This is a genomic window from Bradyrhizobium sp. JR3.5, assembly GCF_054057015.1.
In genome coordinates this window covers 3,464,448-3,480,818 of sequence record NZ_JBSRYV010000002.1, presented here as the reverse complement: position 1 = coordinate 3,480,818, position 16,371 = coordinate 3,464,448, and the positions used below count along the sequence as shown (strand labels likewise).

Here is a 16,371-nt window from a genome sequence, read left to right as displayed (position 1 = left end):
CGCCGCGATTCACCCCGTTCATTGTGTGGAAAGAGCCCCCACCCGTATCGCATCTGCGATGCGATACGACCTCGCCCGCAAGCGGGAGAGGTGAAGAGGGGCGCGGAGAGAGTGATGATCATCCGCCGCCGGGATTTCCTGAGAGCTTCGGCCGCCGCAACGCTTGTGGCCGGCCTGCCCCGGCTCGCGCGCAGTGCCGATACCGCCAGCGTCTACGACTTCGAACGCTTCGGCAACGCCCGCATCCTGCACATGACCGACACGCATGCGCAGCTCAAGCCGGTGTTCTTCCGCGAGCCCGGCGTCAATATCGGCGTCGGCGCGATGGCCGGCCAGCCGCCGCATTTGGTGGGCAAGGCGTTCCTCGACCGCTTCGGCATCCGGCCCGACAGCGCCGATGCCTATGCCTTTACCTGCGTCGAGTTCGAGAAGGCCGCCGTCCGCTTCGGCCGGCTCGGCGGCTTTGCCCATCTCAAGACGCTGATCGACAAGCTGCGCGCCGATGTCGGCGAAAAGCGTTCGATCCTGCTCGACGGCGGCGACCTCTGGCAGGGCTCAGGGCTCGCCAACGCCATGAACGGCGCCGACATGGTGGAGGCCGCCAATCTGCTCGGCATCGAGGCAATGACCGGGCATTGGGAGTTCACCTATGGCGAGCAGGTGCTGCGCGACAATCTCTCCCGCTTCAAGGGCGAGTTTCTGGCGCAGAACGTATTCCTGACCGAGGAAGCCGCGTTCAACGACGCCAAGGCGTTCGATCCAGCCTCGGGGCGGGTGTTCAAGCCGTCTGTCATCAAGGAGATCGGCGGCCATCGCGTCGCGATCATCGGCCAGGCCTTTCCTTACGTGCCGATCGCGCACCCCAAGCGCTTCACGCCGGACTGGAAGTTCGGCATCCGCGATGAGGAGCTGCAAAAGCTCGTTGACGGCCATCGCAACAACGACAAGGTCGAGGCGGTGATTTTGCTGTCGCATAACGGCATGGACGTCGACCTCAAGCTCGCCAGCCGTGTCACCGGCATCGACGTCATCCTCGGCGGCCACACCCATGACGCGATCCCGATCCCGATCACGGTGACCAATGCCGGCGGCGTCACGCTGGTCACCAATGCCGGCTCCAACGGCAAGTTCATCGGCGTGCTCGATCTCGAGCTCGCCAAGGGCAAGGTCGCCAATCTCCGCTATCGCCTGCTGCCGGTGTTTGCCGAGCTCTTGAAGCCCGATCCGGCGATGCAGGCGCTGATCGACAAGATGCGCGATCCGCATGCCGACGAATGGAGCGACAAGCTCGGCACGGCCGACCGCCTGCTCTACCGCCGCGGCAATTTCTCCGGCACCATCGACCAGCTGATCTGCGATGCGCTGCTGAACGAGCTCAACGCCGAAATCGCGCTGTCGCCCGGCTTCCGCTGGGGCCTCACCACACTCGCCGGCCAGCCGCTGACCATGGAAGACGTGCTGTCGGAAACCGCGATCACCTATCCCGAGACCTACGTCGCCACGATGACCGGCAGCCAGATCAAGGATGTGCTGGAAGACGTCTGCGACAATTTGTTCAACGTCGATCCCTATTATCAGCAGGGCGGTGACATGGTCCGTGTTGGCGACCTCGCCTACACCTGCACGCCAGGCGAGACCGTCGGCAAGCGCATTTCCGAGCTGAAGCTCGGCAACGGCAAGCATCTCGAAGCCGGCAAGCATTACAAGGTCGCGGGCTGGGCCTCGGTCAACCAGCAGAACGGCGCACCGATATGGGATGTCGTGGCCAGGCATCTGCGCTCCGGCCGGCCGCCGAACCGCGACGAACCCGGCGTGACGCTGAAAGGCGTCGAGGACAACCCGGGCATTGCGAGGCACGGATGACGCGGCGCGCGTTCATCGCGGCGCTCGGCTTTGCGGCGATCGCGCTGGCAACGCCGCCGGCCCGCGCCCAGCTCGCGCCGTTGCAGGACAAGCCGTTCGCCGAGCACAAGGTCGTGCTGCAGCTCTCCGATAACGATCCGAAGAAGCAGGGCCTCGTCATCAGCGTCGCCAACAATCTGATGAAGCACTACGACCCCGACAAGGTCGCGGTCGAGATCGTCGCCTTCGGCCCGGGCATCGACTTGCTCAAGCCTGACAATGCCAACCGCAAGCTGGTCGAGAGCCTGGTCGCGCAGGGCGCGCGGGTCGACATCTGCCTCAACACCGTCGACACGATCGAGCGCGACACCGGCAAGCGGCCGGACTACATCGCAACCGCCACCCCCGTGGAGGTCGGCGTCGCACAGATCCTGCTTCTCACCGAGAACGGATACACGCTGGTCCGTCCTTAACACCGCCGTCGCCTGAACGCGCATAACCCCTCCCGCGGAAAGAGCCGGGCCGTTGACCCTTCGAGACGCCGCTACGCGGCTCCTCAGGGGTGGCGGGACCATGGCTTGCACGGGGATGGATTTGCTTTGAATCGACCCTATCTATGGAATAATATCCTCCTCACGACTCGCCCCGGAGAACAGGTAAGCCGTCATGATCTTTCGCCAGCTCTTTGACAGTGTGTCCGGCACTTACAGCTATCTGCTCGCGAGCCGCGCCGGCGGCGAGGCGCTGATCCTCGATCCCGTGCTGGAGAAGGTCGACCGCTACTGCAAGCTGCTGCAGGAACTCGACCTCCGACTGGTCAAGGCCGTCGATACGCACCTGCATGCCGATCACATCACCGGCCTCGGCGAGCTGCGCGACCGCACCCAGTGCATCACCATCATGGGCGAGCAGAGCAAGGCCGACGTGGTGTCGATGCGCGTCTCCGACGGCGACAAGGTGACGATCGAGGGCCTCTGCCTCGAAGCGCTGTACACGCCTGGCCACACCGACGATTCCTTTAGCTATCTGATGGGCGACCGCGTCTTCACCGGCGACACGCTCTTAATCCGCGGCACCGGCCGCACCGATTTCCAGAACGGCAGCGCGCGGGCACAGTACGATTCGATCTTCAACCGCCTGCTCAAGCTGCCGGAGGAAACCCTGGTGTTCCCCGCGCATGACTACAAGGGCGACACCGTCTCCACGATCGGCGAGGAGAAGCGCTACAATCCGCGGCTGCAGGTGAAATCGATCGACGACTATGTCGAGCTGATGAACAACCTTCATCTCCCGAATCCAAAGATGATGGACGTCGCGGTGCCCGCCAACATGCATGTCGGCCTGCACCAGGACGAGCTTGCCAGGGAAGGCCTCTCCCTCAGCGCGCGCGATGCCATCGCGAGTCTCGGCCGGCCCGATATCCTGCTGGTCGATTTGCGCGAGAGCGGCGAGCGGGCCAAGCACGGCATGCTGCCCGGCGCCCTGCACGCGCCCTATCCCGGGATTTGCGCCACATTGCAGCCCGGCGGCATGCTGCGCGAAGTCGCGGCCGCGACCGGCCGCCGCGTCGTGTTCTTCTGCGCCTTCGGTGAGCGCTCGGCGATGGCCGTTGCCGCCGCGAAGAAGGCGGGATTGGCGAACACCGCCCATATCGAAGGCGGCATCGACGCCTGGAAGAAGGCTGGCGGGCCGGTGGTGCAAGGGTAGGTCACTTCCCGTCATTGCGAGGAGCGAAGCGACGAAGCAATCCATGCTGCAGCAAGCGGAAGGATGGATTGCTTCGCTTCGCTCGCAATGACGATAGAGATTCCTACCGCGTCACCCGCTTGAGCTCCTCCGTCAGCCGATCCAGCGCATCGGCCAGCATCACGCCGCCGCACACCGTCAGCCGCTCCGGCACCACGATCCGCTTGTCGGCCGGATAGAATCGCTCCAGCGCCGGATGCAGCAGGAAGGCGCGGCCCTCGTCTTCGGCACGATCGCCGGCCTCCGACACCAGGATGAAATCCGGCCGCAGTTTTACGATTGCCTCCAGCGAAGCAAATCCGCCCGCGTCGAGCCCGAGTTCGCCGGCCACGTTGCTCAGGCCGGTTGCCGCCAGCAGCGAGCTGACCAGGCTGCTGCGACCTGCGACAAAGCCGCGGCGCTCCACCGGCAGCACGCGATAGTGCTGACCATCAGCCGCTGCCCGGGCCCGCGCGATCGCCGCATCGAGCCGCGCGATCTCGGCCCGCGCGCGATCCGGATGCTGCAACACGTCGCCCATCGCGCGGATCTGGTCCCTCACCTCATCCAGCGTGCGCGGCACCGTGAATTCGATCAGGTGCAACCCGTTGGCCTTCAAGAGATCGCGCGTCGCACGCTTGTCGAACAGGCTGACCACGACAAGGTCGGGCTTGAGCAGCAGCACATCCTCGGCCTCGCCGGCCAGAAGCGGATAGTTTCGCGCCTGCTCGGCGGCCCAGGATTGCCAGGCATCGCGCGAAAAGCGGCTGAGGCCGAGGATCTGGTCCGGATCGGCCAGCGACAGCACGAGCTGGTCGCTGCAGACGTTCATCGAGACGATGCGCGGTCCGGCGGCGGACGCGGCTGCATACGACGTCAGCCATGCCGCTGCGGCCACCGCTGCGAGACGCCGCATCCCCATCACACGTCCGCCCATGGCACGATGACGGCCTCGCGCTGAAATTCGGCGCGATAGGCGCTGACCCGGAACACGCTGGCCAGAACACTCTCGGACAACGCCTCAGCAGGCGCGCCTTGCGCCGCCAGCCGTCCCTCCGACAGCACCAGCACGTGATCGGCAAAGCGCGCGGCGAGCCCGAGATCGTGGGTCACCACGACGACCAGCACCCCGGTGTCGGCGACGTTGCGCAGCTTCTGCATCACGTCGATCTGGTGGCGCGGATCGAGCGAGGCGGTCGGCTCGTCGGCGAGGATCACCGGCGCCTCCACCGCCAGCACCCGAGCCAGTGCGACGCGGCTGCGCTCGCCGCCGGACAGCTCGGTGACGCGGCGGTCGCTGAATTCAGTGACGTCGACCGCCTGCATTGCCCGCAGCACGGCCTCGATATCCTTCGGCGACAGCCGCGCCGGATCGGTCGCGCCGTGCGGATAGCGGCCGAGCGCGACGATATCGCGCGCCGGCAGCGGCCAGTGCACCATGTGCCCCTGTGGCAAATAGGCGAAACGCTTCGCCCGCTCGCGCAGCGCAAGCGACGCCAGCGCGTCGCCGCCGATCCGGATCTCGCCGTCGGATGGAATCAATCCGGCCAGTGCGCGCAGCAGCGTGGTCTTGCCGGCACCGTTGGGGCCGACCAGCGCCACCAGATGGCCCGCTTCCAGCGACAGCGAGACATCGTGCAACACCTTGCGGCTGCCGAGCGAGGCATTGAGCGCGATTGCAGAGAGCAGCGTCATGCCACGCCTCCGCCGAGCGCGCGGCGTTCGCGCATGATCAGATAGAGGAAGAACGGCACGCCGATGATCGAGGTCAGCACGCCGACCTTGATGTCCGACGTCGAGGGGATGATGCGCACCGCGATATCGGCCGCGAGCAGCAGCGCCGAACCGGCGAGCGCGCTCGGCACCAGCAGCCGCGCCGGATCGTGACCGATCAGAGGGCGCATCAGGTGCGGCGCGACGAGGCCAATGAAGCCGATCGTGCCCGTGACCGCGACCGCGCCGCCGACGCCGAGCGCGACGCCCGTGATCACGAGGAGCCGCAGTCGTCCGACATCGACGCCGAGGCTCTGTGCTGCCTCTTCACCGAGCGTCAGCGCACGGAATGCGCTCGCCTGGCTGAGCAGGACGGCCGCGCCCGCGATGATGAAGGGCAGCGCCAGCGCCACGTGCTGGAAGCTGCGGTCCTCCAGTGAGCCGAGCAGCCAGAATGCGATCTCCAGCACCACGAACGGATTGCGGGAGAGGTTCATCACCAGCGCCGTCGCGGCTCCGGCAAAGCTCGAGATTGCGAGTCCCGCGAGGATCAGGATCAACAGCCCGGCATTGCGGCCGGCAATCGCCAGCAGCGCGAACACCGAGCCGAACGCGGCGACGATTGCCACCACCGGCAGCGCATAGGAGCGCACATCGGCGAGGCCCAGCGCGATCACCAGCACCGCGCCGAATGCCGCCGATTGCGGCGCACCGAACAGCGACGGCGAGGCCAGCGGATTGCGCAGCAATCCCTGCAGCGCCGCGCCCGATAGCCCGAGAATACCGCCGATCGCGAATGCCAGAATGGTGCGCGGCAGCCGGATCTCGCGCACGATCACCTGCGCCACGTCGCTGCCGCCGCCGAACAGCGCCTCGATCACCGCGAGCGGCGACAGCCGCACCGGCCCGATGCCGAGCGAGAGCACGAGCAGCAGCACCACGAGCGCGAGCAGCGCCGCGGTGGTGCCCCACCGGCGCCGCGCCGCGACCTCGGCCGCCAAGGCAAAATCCTGCACGCTCATTGGATCCATGCTCTTACAGCGATCGCCGTGGCAGACAAGCGACACCCGACAAAAACCGTGGCCAGCTGGCGGCCGCCCGACCTCCGCCGGATTGACTTTGCTGCCCGGCCGAACCCTAGATGAACATGACGGTTCTATCATGAGATGAAAAGGGAATGCGGTGCGGGGAAACTTCCCCAACGCCGCGGCTGCCCCCGCAACTGTATGCGGTGAATCCTTCGTCACAGGCCACTGGGAATCTCGGTCCTGGGAAGGCGACGGAGGGTAACGACCCGCGAGCCAGGAGACCTGCCGTCAGCCGTGGTCACACGCGAAGATGCCGGTCGGGGAGTACAGGCATGAGCTTCACTTGGAGCTGCAAGCAGCTGGGCCTGCGAGCACGATGGTGAGACTGGCTCGCGGTGACGTGCCACTGACGTTACCGAGGTCTCACCTAGATGTTCTCCAACTCTTCCTCCCGGCGCCGCCGCGTGCTTCTGCTCGCGTCGACGATGATCGTACCGACCATCATCATCTCGACCGCACGGGCGCAGCAGGCGCCCGTTCCCGAGCAACTTCCGGCGATCGAAATCACCAAGCCCGGCGACCAGAATGTCACGCGCGCCAGGCCGGCCGCTGACGAAGCGCCGGCCCCGCGCCGCCCGGCGCCGGGCACCGCGCAAGGCAACAATGTGGGCAGCGGAGCAGGATCGAACACGACAGGGACCGGACCGGCCACGGGAACGGGCGGCACCGGCGGCAGCCCCCAGTTCGCGGGCATTGTCGGCTCTTCCTCGCCCGTGATCACGGCCGACGACATCGCGCATTCGCCGGTGCAGTCGCTGCCGGAGATGCTCGCGCAGCTGCCGGGCGTGCAGCTGCAATCGCTTTATGGCGGCCCGAACGGCGCCAAAACCTCGGTCGACCTGCGCGGCTTCGGCGCATTCGCCTCCGACAACACCCTGTTCCTGCTCAACGGCCGCCGCCTCAACGACGTCGACAAGGCCGGCTTCGATCTCACCACTATCCCGCTCGATTCGATCGAACGCATCGAGATCACGCGCGGCAACAGCGGCGCGGTGCTCTACGGCGACAACGCGGTGGGCGGCGTGGTAAACATCATCACCAAGACCGGCGCCGGCGGTCCGCCGGCCACGATCCGGGCCGAAGGCGGCTTCGGTTCGTTCAACACCCGCATGGCCGCGGTGTCCGCGGCGCTCAATTCCGGCCCGTGGTCGACCTCGTTCTACGGCAACGGCATCAAGTCCGACGGCTACCGCGTCAACAACGCGCTCGACCAGCGCAACGCCGTCGGCAACGTCAACTACACGACATCGGATCTCACCGCCTTCCTCACCGTCACCGGCAGCGACCAGAAGCTCGGCCTGCCCGGCGGACGGCTGGTCGATCCGTCGATCGGCGTCAACGAGCTGCTTACCGATCGCCGCGGCGCGGCGACGCCCTTCGACTATGCCAACCAGCAAACCGCCAGCGTCACCACCGGCTTCACCAAGACGCTAATGAACGGCGTCGACCTCATCGTCGACGGCGGCTGGCGGCAGCGCGAGACGCAAAGCGCCTTCTTCGGCACCGTGCCGACCATCAGCTTCGCCTCGACCTATAATGATGCGGCGCTACAGACCTGGTCGATCACGCCGCGCCTCAGCGTCAAGAACTTCATGCTCGGGATGCCGTCGACGATCCTGACCGGTATCGACTATTACGATTCGACATTCCGCGAGGCACGCGGCGCCTATCAGGGCGGCGATCCCTACCACATCTACAATATCGAGCAGCAGACCGTGGCCGGCTACTGGCAGCATACACTGGGCGTGCTGCCGACCACCGATTTCTCGTACGGCGCGCGCGTCCAGAATACCAGCGTGTCGGCACGCGATCGCTACGATCCGAATGCACCGTTCGCCTTTGACACGCAGGCGGCGCCGCTCGACAGCAACGAGACGCAATACGCGCTGCATGTCGGCGCCGAGCATCGCTTCACCGACACCTTCTCGATGTTCGGCCGCGCCGCGCGCGCATTCCGCACGCCTGATGTCGACGAGCGCGTCGCCTCGGGTCCGTCATTCGATCCGCTGACCTTCGCCCCGATCCCGCAGAACTTCCCAGCTCAAGACCCAGACATCGCAGGACGTCGAGGGTGGCTTCCGCGTCAAGACCAACCTGTTTCAGGTCCAGAGCAGCGTCTATCTGATGGATCTCGAGAACGAGATCCATTTCAACCCGGTGCTGTTCTACAACGTCAACCTCGATCCCACCCGCCGCTACGGCTCAGAGACCAGCGCCTCGCTCAAGGTCAGCGACAGCGTCACCCTGCGCGGCGGCATGGCGATCACCCGCGCCGTCTTCCGCGAAGGCATGTGGGCCGGCAACGATGTGCCGCTGGTGTCGCGCTACACCGGCAATCTCGGCGTGACCTGGAATATCTGGCAGAACTGTCTGGTGTTCGACGCCACGGTGCGGGCCTGGAGCTCGCGCATCATGGACAACGACCAGGCCAACACCCAGAGCCGCATTCCCAGCAACGCCACCGCCGATCTCAAGCTCAGCGGGCAATACGACCGCTTCTTCTGGTCGCTCAGCGTGAACAATCTGTTCAACGCGCTCTATTACGACTACGCCATCGCGAGCTCGTTCACGGCCGGCCGCTTCTCGGCCTATCCGCTGCCCGGCCGCACCTACATGGTCAAGGCGGGCGCGACGTTTTGAGCTATCCAGCGCGGCGGGTGTGACCGGCCGCGCCCATCTCCTTACGTTACAAGCACCAGCGAACTGGGGTAGAATTCCGGCTGCTGATTTGACCCGCGCAGGGGAAACGGATGGCCAAGGCCGGAAAGAAGAGCAAGGGCGGCGGCAAGATCGACGACAAGACCGACGACAAGTCGAAAAAGCCTGCGCCGCCCGCGGCGCCACAGGACGACGACTATTATGAGGACGGCGACATCGCCACGCCGAAGCTCGATCGCTACGGCAATGATGACGAGCCGTTGTGAGGGATCAGCACTATCCATCCCCACGTCGTCCCGGGCAAGCGAAGCGCGACCCGGGACCCATAACCACAGGATTGGATTGTCTCGCAATGCTGGGGCCACAGCCCTTCCTCGACAATTCAATCCTGTGGTTAAGGGTCCCGGCCTTCGCCGGGACGACGTGTTGAGAGATCGCGCAGAAAATGCTCCCCCTCGATCTTCTCGATACTCGTGCGATCGAGCAGATGCGCACCGAAGCCGCCGCGCGCCAGCGATGCGGCGATCGGCGGCGATGCCAGCAGCAGCGCGGTGGTCATCGCCAGCGGCACGGCACTGAGCCAATCGAGCCGCACCGGCGTCAGCTCTTCGCTGCTGCCCCGATAAAGGCCTTCGCCCGCGGCGATGCGGCCGCATTCCCGGATCAGGTCTCGCCGCGTGCCGTCGCGCGATGCGCTGCCGAGCAGCGCCTGCATCGCGAGATGCGTTCGTACCCCGCTGCGGCTCTCGGAAAGCGGCGCCGGCGTCTCGCCAAGCGAGACGCGCAGCAGCAGGTCGACCAGATCGGTGCCGGCGCGATACGCGTTGACAGGCTCGACCAGCCGCGGATTGCAGTCGATCAACAGCGGCGTTGCGCTGTCGAGCGGCATGATGACGTCGACCGAGAGCGCGCCGTGCCAGCCGAGATGCGCGCCGATGGTCTCGAGCGCGGCACGGATCGCCGGCCGGCTCACGCTCTCCTTGATCGCCTCGCCGCCGCCGACACCGGCCGCGATCTGCCGGTAGGCGTGAAAGCCGACTAGCGCGCCGCGGCAGAACACCGACTGGGCCTTCTCGACGGTGCCGGTGATGAGATCCTGCGTCAGCACCTCGCCGGCAAAATCGCCGGCGGATTCGAGATCGTAGAGCGCGCGGTTGAGATCGCCGGCATCGCGCACGAACCAGACGCCGCGGCTGGCGGTGCCGACCGACGTCTTCACCACGGATGGAAACCGCACCGCCTCGCGCAGCTCGTCGGCCGAGTTCACGATCCGGGTCGGCGGCTGCGGCAGGCCGAGCTGGTCGAGCAGCCGGCTGAAGCCGGCCTTGCTGTGCACCGCGCGATAGCTGGCGAAATCCGGCAGCGCCAGGCCGGCACGTGATGTCAGCCGCGCCGCGGCGCGGGCGAACAGGAAGCCCTGCTCATGGGTCGGCAGCAGCACATCGAAATGTCGCGACGCCAACAAGCGCTCGACGAAGCGAAGGAAGCCGGCCGGATCCGACCGCAGCGGCGGACAATGGTGGTATGTGCGGACAAAGCGGGAATAGCGCGCCAGGCACCAGCGCGAGGGGTCGCAGACCTCGACGTGATGGCCGGCCAGCCCCAGGATCGTGATCGCCTCGCGGCCGGAGGTGCTGGAGCCCTCTGACACAAGCACGCGGAGCGGCTTTTTGGCGTCGATCATGGCCGATCATCACCGCAGGACCACACTTTGTCGCCGCCTTTAATGCCGCATGTGTCGATCCGGCACGCCCGCGCCGGGGGCAGCCATGCAGGCGCGTTCATGGACAATTAGCGGCCAGCCTTTATTTTCTGCCCGCCCTGCCGGGCATTTTTTTGACGCGTTTTCTTCACGCGAACCGCGACCCACTTCGCTCGAAAACGCTATGGAATTGGAGTTTCACTGACATGGTCGACATTCTGGCCGCACCGCAGCAAGCGAAAGCCGACAGCGCGCTGCGCACGCTGACGGGGATTTCGGTCGCCCATTGGGTCAGCCACTTCCATATCTTCGTGCTGCCGATGCTGTTCCCATTCCTGAAGCAGCAGCTCGGCGTCGGCTATGTCGAGCTCGGTTTCGCGCTGACGGTGTTTGCGGTGGTCTCCGGCCTGACCCAGGCGCCGATCGGCTACCTCGCCGACCATATCGGGGCGCGCAAGATCCTGCTGATCGGGCTGACCATCGGCGGCTGTGCGCTGATCGGGCTCGGCCTGCATCTGAGCTATACTTCGCTGATCGTCTGTGCGGTGGCGCTCGGCCTCGCCAACAGCGTTTACCATCCGGCCGACTACGCGATCCTCTCGGCCCATATGGACGAGGCGCGGATGGGCCGCGCCTTCTCGATCCACACCTTCGCCGGCTTCCTCGGCGGCGCGGTGGCGCCTGCGATCATGGCAGCACTGGTCGCCTCGGTCGGCGGGCTCGGCGCGCTGATCGTTGCCGGCGCGGTCGGCCCGCTGGTGGCGCTGTTCCTGATCGTGCTCGGCATTCCCGATGCCGGCGCCAACAAGAACAAGCCGAAGGACGACGCGGCGCCGAAGGCCAGCGTGATCACGCCGGCGCTGATGGTGCTGACGGCATTCTTCACGCTGCTCAGCCTGTCGACCTCGGGCATCAACAATTTCGGCGTGGTCGCGCTGATGGGCGGCTACGGCGCGTCGTTCTCGACCGCCAACGTCGCACTCACCGCCTTCCTCGGCGCCAGCGCCGCGGGTGTGCTCGCCGGCGGCTATCTCGCCGACTGGACCCATCGCCACAGCCAGCTTGCCGCGGCCTGCTTCGCGGTCAATGCCGTTCTGGTGCTGCTGATCGCGCTGATGAACCTGCCGCCGGTGGCGCTCACGCTCGCGATGGGGCTTGCCGGATTCCTCGGCGGCGTGTGATCGCGCCCTCCCGCGACATGATGGTGCGCAACGCCGCGCCTCCCGGCGCCGCCGGCCGCGCTTTCGGCATCGTCTCCACCGGCTTCAACTTCGGCGGCATCGTCAGCCCGCTGCTGTTCGGCTGGATCATGGACCAGCACATGCCGCATTGGGTGTTCGGCGCCTCGGTGGTGTTCATGGTGCTGACCGTGCTGCTTGCACTGGTGACCGAGCGCAAGCCGCAGGCCTCCGCAGTTGTAATGCAGGCGCAGTCCCGCTAGGGCATCCCGCTCTCACCGCGCATCGAGCCGTCGTCGACGAGAGGCGCGGCCAATACTTGCCGCCGCCAAACTCATCGGCCCCAGAATGCAGGCGTCGTCTTGAACCGCCGCCAACTCTTGCGCAGCGCTTTCGTCACCGCGATCTGATCACGGGCCAGCCAGCCGGTTATCGCGCCGATGCCGAGATGAAGCGCGGGCTGGTCGTCCTGCCGGATCGTATGGAGCAGCACGCGCGTGCTTCCGATGTCGCACACCCGCCCCAGACTGGTCTGCAACCCGGCGAGCCGCTTCACGTAGCGCTTCGCCGGCGCGTGGGACGCATAGAGCGGCAGGAAGAACTCCGCCGCATAGCGCAACTTCTTGAGGTTGATCCTGAGATTGTGCTGCGCGTGGATATCGAGCCGCCGGAAGCCCGCACCCCGCTTCAACGTCTTGCGATGCAATCGTTCCAGAATCTTGTCGGCGAACACCGGCATCGGTTGCGACAGGACAGCCAGCGCTTCGCTGTCGATCTCGTTACGCCAGCCGCGACGTTCCACCAGATGCCCGAGCGAGAGCAGGAAGCGGCTGCACCGGGGATCGGCCAGGACGTTCTGCAAGGTGCCGTAACTCGACTTCCGTTGCTGCTGAACCGCCTGGCGAAGGCCATCCAGATCGATATCCGGAACCGCGCTGACCAGGCGGGTGATCGTCGTTTCGGCGAAGACGTCCCAATCGCGGGCCTGGCCGAGCTGCCGCATCAGCCATTTTGCTTCGCTGTTGACCGCCAGAAATGCCGGCGATGGAATGTCGCGCCGGAACAGCGCGCAGATCGTCCGCAAGCGTCGCAAGGCCACGCGCATCTGGTGCACGCCTTCGGGGTCCGATCCCTGCTCGGCCACCGCGTGATTTTTCAACAGATGATGCCAGCAGGAGCCCACCAGCAACGCGATGACGTCGTCGACCACGAGCTCCGCGGTGATGCCTGACAACTCGGCCTTCGCTGCCGACGGCACGACATCGAACGCGAGCGCATAGCCGCGTTCCGCCTTGCTGCGCGTGCCGATCTGGAGCGGCGCCGCATCGAGCAACTGGGTTCCGAGATCGAACAGGACGCCGGCATTGCCGCTCTTCAGTTCAAGCTCGATTTCCGACAGCACCTCCTGGCGCGCATCGGCCTCGATCGTCCCCTCGTCGAATGCGATTTCAACCGACGCATCGGGCAGATCGAGCTGCCGCGCGTGCCGGCGTACCTTTGTCAGCGAACACCGGCACCAGCGCATCGTTGCTCAGCGCCGCCACGGGATCGCCGACCTCGTCGGCGGGCAATCGCGCCAGATCAGGGGCGATGCTCTCAAGCGGCACCTCCCATTGGCGCCGCCTCAGAGGCTGCGAGCCATTGGGTGAAAGCTTCAGCGTCTGGATGAAGGTCTTGCCGCTGCGTCGCACGCGCAGTGACATGCCATGCCGAAACAACAGCCGCTCCGGCGTGTCGTAATAGACGGTTTCCAGCCGGTGAAATGCACCGCGATTGCGCGCATGCTGCACGATGCAGGCTGCCTCGCGCAGTTTTTCGAGGCTTCCTTGCGGCGCAAGCAGCTTGAGTTCGATTTCCGCCTGATCGCCATGCCTGACGGCAATGGCAGTCCCCGCCTCGGTCACGACCGGCCGCCGTCCATCTAGTGATATCGCCCCCAGCATGGTCTATGAAGGTTTCGTGACAATGACAAGGCATATCGCTGCATCGCAGCGTGCATTAAATCCAAGTTTTACATGCTCAAGTTGTAGGTAACGACACCGCCAGTCCCGGGCGATGGACGCCGGTCGCGTCCAGCGTCGTGCACGCTGCGCATTCATTCCGATCGCCGCGACAGCACCTGCTTCAAGAGCGGCTCGATCCGCGACAGCTCATCGAGATGAACCGCAGACAGTTCGGCGAGATGATCGGCCGCGAGGCCGGTTAGCTTCAGCAGCACCCGCCGCTGGTCGGCGGGGTCGAGCACGCGCTCGACCAGGCCCGCCTCGGACAGCCGGTCGACCAGTTCGACGGTGGTGTGATGACGAAGCCGCAGCCGCTCGGCCAGATCGCCGATCGTGACCGGCCCGCCGCCCGGATAGCCCCTGATCGCCAGCAAGGCCTGATGCTGCCGGGGCAGCGGCGTCCCCGGCGAAACAAATTTCCGCAACGCGCAATCCCCGCTGGCAAACCATCGCCGGCGCATCCCAGAGCTTCGCCGGCGATGGTTGACAGCATCAAGGGCTCACCCATGATGCCGGCAACCAAGAACAGCCACGGGATGAAACGCCATGACCTCGACCCCAGACCTCGTGATCCGCGGCGGCAACATCGCCGACGGCAAGGGCGGCGACCTCTATGAGGCCGATGTCGCGATTTCGGGCGGCAGGATCACCGAAGTCGGCAAGGTCTCTGCAAAAGGCAAAGAGGAGATCGACGCGCGCGGCAGACTGGTGGCGCCCGGCTTCGTCGACGTCCACACCCATTACGACGGCCAGGTGACCTGGAGCCAGGACATCACGCCGTCGTCGCAGAACGGCGTCACGACCGCGATCATGGGCAATTGCGGCGTCGGCTTCGCACCGTGCCGGCCGAGCGACCACGGCAGGCTGATCCAGCTGATGGAAGGCGTCGAGGACATTCCGGAGCCGGTGCTGAGCGCAGGCATTCCCTGGGCTTGGGAAAGCTTCCCCGACTACATGGAATGGCTGTCGAAGCGCAGTTTCGACATGGACATCGGCGCGCAACTGCCGCACGCGGCGCTGCGCGTCTATGTGATGGGCGAGCGCGGCGCGCGCCGCGATCCCGCCACGCCCGAGGACAATAAGGCGATGGCGGCGCTCGCCGGCGATGCGGTGCGATCGGGCGCGCTGGGTTTCTCGACCTCGCGCACGCTCAATCACCGCACCTCGACCGGCGACTACACGCCGACACTGAAAGCGGGCGAGGATGAATTGACCGCGATCGCCGGCGCGATGCACGGCGTCGGCCGCAGCGTGCTGCAATTCGTGCTCGACCAGAGCACCGTTCACGAAGACCTGCCGATGATGCTGCGGGTCGCCAAGAACACAAGGTGCCCGATTTCGTTCTCGGTCGCTCAGGCCGACAAGGCGCCGCGGCGCTGGCGGCAGACAATGGACACCATCAATGAAGCCGCCGCGCGCGGCCTGTCGATCACGACCCAGATCGCGGCGCGGCCGGTCGGGCTGCTGCTCGGGCTCGAATTGTCGCGCAACCCGTTCCAGACCCATCCGAGCTATCGCGCGATCGCCAGGCTGCCGCTGGCGGAGCGGCTGACGCATCTGCGCCGGCCCGAGGTGCGCGCGGCGATCCTGAGCGAGAGCGCGACGGCAACCGACGATCCGCTGTTCTTCCGGCCGAACTACGACAAGATGTATCTGCTGGGTAATCCGCCGGACTATGAGCAGCCGCCGGAGAACGCGCTCGGCCCGCAGGCGCGCCGCCAGGGCCGCCAGCCGGAAGAGCTCGCCTATGACGCGATGCTGACCGACGAGGGCCGCGGCATGCTCTATGTGCCGTTCCTGAATTATGCCGACGGCAATCTCGATGCCGTGCATGAGATGCTGCGCGAACCGAGCGCGGTGCCCGGCCTGTCCGACGGCGGCGCGCATTGCGGCATCATCTGCGATGCCAGCTTCCCGACCTATCTCTTGACGCACTGGACGCGCGACCGCAGCCGCGGCGAGAAGCTCTCGATCCCGTTCGTGATCGCGGCGCAGTCGCGGCAAGACCGCGCTGTCGGTTGGGCTCACTGATCGCGGCGTGATCGCGCCGGGCTTCAAGGCCGACGTCAACGTGATCGACTACGACCGGCTGCACCTGCATCCGCCGAAGGTGCATTACGACCTGCCGGTCGGCGGCCGCCGCCTCTTGCAACAGGTCGACGGCTACGACGCCACCATCGTGTCAGGCGTCGTCACCCAGCTCGAGGGCAAGGCCACCGGCGCGCGGCCGGGCAGGCTCGTCCGCGGCGCGCAGGGGTTGAACTAAGGTAGCTTGTAGCCCGGATGAAGCGAAGCGCAATCCGGGGCAGCTCTATCCGCGGATAGCAAGGCCCCGGATTTCGCTGCGCTTCATCCGGGCTCCAGAGAGTCCGGGCTACAGAGAGCTCGGCATTGACGCGAACCGCGGCCGCCGCGTCACCCTCCCCTGGAGGGGGAGGGTCGCTGGGCATGTAGCGAAGCGG

General features: G+C 66.1%; 11 protein-coding genes, 3 pseudogenes and 1 riboswitch. Of the genes and pseudogenes, 7 read left to right on the top strand and 7 right to left on the bottom strand.

Features of this window, described 5'->3' with window-relative positions; all coding sequences use genetic code 11:
- Positions 1-114: 114 nt before the first annotated feature.
- The 3 genes from soxB (at position 115) to ACVWW1_RS33460 (ending at position 3,549) form a co-directional block, all read left to right on the top strand.
- Positions 115-1,863: a thiosulfohydrolase SoxB gene (gene soxB, locus ACVWW1_RS33470; RefSeq protein WP_456658831.1), complete on the top strand. Its 1,749-nt coding sequence runs from the start codon at positions 115-117 to the stop codon at positions 1,861-1,863.
- A complete protein-coding gene (locus ACVWW1_RS33465; RefSeq protein WP_456658830.1) occupies positions 1,860-2,315 on the top strand; it encodes a DsrE family protein in 456 nt (151 codons plus the stop codon). The genes soxB and ACVWW1_RS33465 overlap by 4 nt, the downstream gene beginning before the upstream one ends.
- A 193-nt stretch (positions 2,316-2,508) precedes the next feature.
- Positions 2,509-3,549, top strand: coding sequence for an MBL fold metallo-hydrolase (locus ACVWW1_RS33460; RefSeq protein WP_456658829.1), 1,041 nt, complete (start codon positions 2,509-2,511; stop codon positions 3,547-3,549).
- Between the two features lie 103 nt (positions 3,550-3,652).
- Here the strand turns inward: ACVWW1_RS33460 and ACVWW1_RS33455 are convergent, their stop codons facing one another.
- Genes ACVWW1_RS33455 through ACVWW1_RS33445 form a run of 3 tightly spaced genes read right to left on the bottom strand, consistent with a single transcriptional unit; the run spans position 3,653 to position 6,302 of the window.
- On the bottom strand, positions 3,653-4,483 hold the full coding sequence (locus ACVWW1_RS33455; protein WP_456660733.1) for an ABC transporter substrate-binding protein: 831 nt from the start codon (positions 4,481-4,483) through the stop codon (positions 3,653-3,655).
- A 5-nt stretch (positions 4,484-4,488) separates the two neighbouring features.
- Entirely contained in the window at positions 4,489-5,262 is a 774-nt protein-coding gene (locus tag ACVWW1_RS33450; RefSeq protein WP_456658828.1) for an ABC transporter ATP-binding protein, read from the bottom strand.
- The gene (locus tag ACVWW1_RS33445; protein WP_456658827.1) at positions 5,259-6,302 is read right to left on the bottom strand and encodes a FecCD family ABC transporter permease; all 1,044 of its coding nucleotides are present in this window, start codon (positions 6,300-6,302) and stop codon (positions 5,259-5,261) included. The genes ACVWW1_RS33450 and ACVWW1_RS33445 overlap by 4 nt, the downstream gene beginning before the upstream one ends.
- 112 nt (positions 6,303-6,414) lie before the next feature.
- Positions 6,415-6,612, top strand: a riboswitch (cobalamin riboswitch).
- 127 nt (positions 6,613-6,739) lie between these two features.
- Here ACVWW1_RS33445 and ACVWW1_RS33440 point away from each other — a divergent pair.
- Together ACVWW1_RS33440 and ACVWW1_RS33435 are read left to right on the top strand one after the other, a co-directional pair.
- Positions 6,740-9,008: pseudogene (locus ACVWW1_RS33440) on the top strand (TonB-dependent receptor).
- 110 nt (positions 9,009-9,118) lie between these two features.
- On the top strand, positions 9,119-9,292 hold the full coding sequence (locus tag ACVWW1_RS33435) for a hypothetical protein (protein ID WP_176534134.1): 174 nt from the start codon (positions 9,119-9,121) through the stop codon (positions 9,290-9,292).
- Positions 9,293-9,420: 128 nt separating this feature from the next.
- Here ACVWW1_RS33435 and ACVWW1_RS33430 read toward each other — a convergent pair whose 3' ends face one another.
- A complete protein-coding gene (locus tag ACVWW1_RS33430; protein WP_456658826.1) occupies positions 9,421-10,710 on the bottom strand; it encodes a hypothetical protein in 1,290 nt (429 codons plus the stop codon).
- Between the two features lie 224 nt (positions 10,711-10,934).
- Between ACVWW1_RS33430 and ACVWW1_RS33425 the strand changes: the two are divergent.
- Positions 10,935-12,169 (top strand): annotated as a pseudogene (locus tag ACVWW1_RS33425) (MFS transporter).
- Between the two features lie 71 nt (positions 12,170-12,240).
- Here ACVWW1_RS33425 and ACVWW1_RS33420 read toward each other — a convergent pair.
- From ACVWW1_RS33420 to ACVWW1_RS33410, 3 genes are all read right to left on the bottom strand, one after another.
- Positions 12,241-13,431 carry a CYTH and CHAD domain-containing protein gene (locus ACVWW1_RS33420; RefSeq protein WP_456658825.1) on the bottom strand — a complete coding sequence of 397 codons (1,191 nt, stop codon included), beginning with the start codon at positions 13,429-13,431 and terminating at the stop codon, positions 12,241-12,243.
- Positions 13,355-13,810, bottom strand: a complete 456-nt coding sequence (locus tag ACVWW1_RS33415) for a CYTH domain-containing protein (protein ID WP_456658824.1) — start codon at positions 13,808-13,810, stop codon at positions 13,355-13,357. The genes ACVWW1_RS33420 and ACVWW1_RS33415 overlap by 77 nt, the downstream gene beginning before the upstream one ends.
- 191 nt (positions 13,811-14,001) lie before the next feature.
- Entirely contained in the window at positions 14,002-14,334 is a 333-nt protein-coding gene (locus tag ACVWW1_RS33410; RefSeq protein WP_456658823.1) for a MarR family winged helix-turn-helix transcriptional regulator, read from the bottom strand.
- Positions 14,335-14,455: 121 nt separating this feature from the next.
- On the opposite strand from ACVWW1_RS33410, the pseudogene ACVWW1_RS33405 reads away from it, so the two are divergent.
- Positions 14,456-16,175 (top strand): annotated as a pseudogene (locus ACVWW1_RS33405) (N-acyl-D-amino-acid deacylase family protein).
- The last annotated feature ends 196 nt before the right edge of the window (positions 16,176-16,371 follow it).

Excerpts from the sequence above, each read along its gene's own strand:
- soxB (WP_456658831.1), top strand. The coding sequence starts at position 115 with ATGATCATCCGCCGCCGGGATTTCCTGAGAGCTTCGGCCGCCGCAACG.
- ACVWW1_RS33465 (WP_456658830.1), top strand. The coding sequence starts at position 1,860 with ATGACGCGGCGCGCGTTCATCGCGGCGCTCGGCTTTGCGGCGATCGCG.
- ACVWW1_RS33460 (WP_456658829.1), top strand. The coding sequence starts at position 2,509 with ATGATCTTTCGCCAGCTCTTTGACAGTGTGTCCGGCACTTACAGCTAT.
- ACVWW1_RS33455 (WP_456660733.1), bottom strand. The coding sequence starts at position 4,483 with ATGCGGCGTCTCGCAGCGGTGGCCGCAGCGGCATGGCTGACGTCGTAT.
- ACVWW1_RS33450 (WP_456658828.1), bottom strand. The coding sequence starts at position 5,262 with ATGACGCTGCTCTCTGCAATCGCGCTCAATGCCTCGCTCGGCAGCCGC.
- ACVWW1_RS33445 (WP_456658827.1), bottom strand. The coding sequence starts at position 6,302 with ATGAGCGTGCAGGATTTTGCCTTGGCGGCCGAGGTCGCGGCGCGGCGC.
- ACVWW1_RS33435 (WP_176534134.1), top strand. The coding sequence starts at position 9,119 with ATGGCCAAGGCCGGAAAGAAGAGCAAGGGCGGCGGCAAGATCGACGAC.
- ACVWW1_RS33430 (WP_456658826.1), bottom strand. The coding sequence starts at position 10,710 with ATGATCGACGCCAAAAAGCCGCTCCGCGTGCTTGTGTCAGAGGGCTCC.
- ACVWW1_RS33420 (WP_456658825.1), bottom strand. The coding sequence starts at position 13,431 with ATGCGCTGGTGCCGGTGTTCGCTGACAAAGGTACGCCGGCACGCGCGG.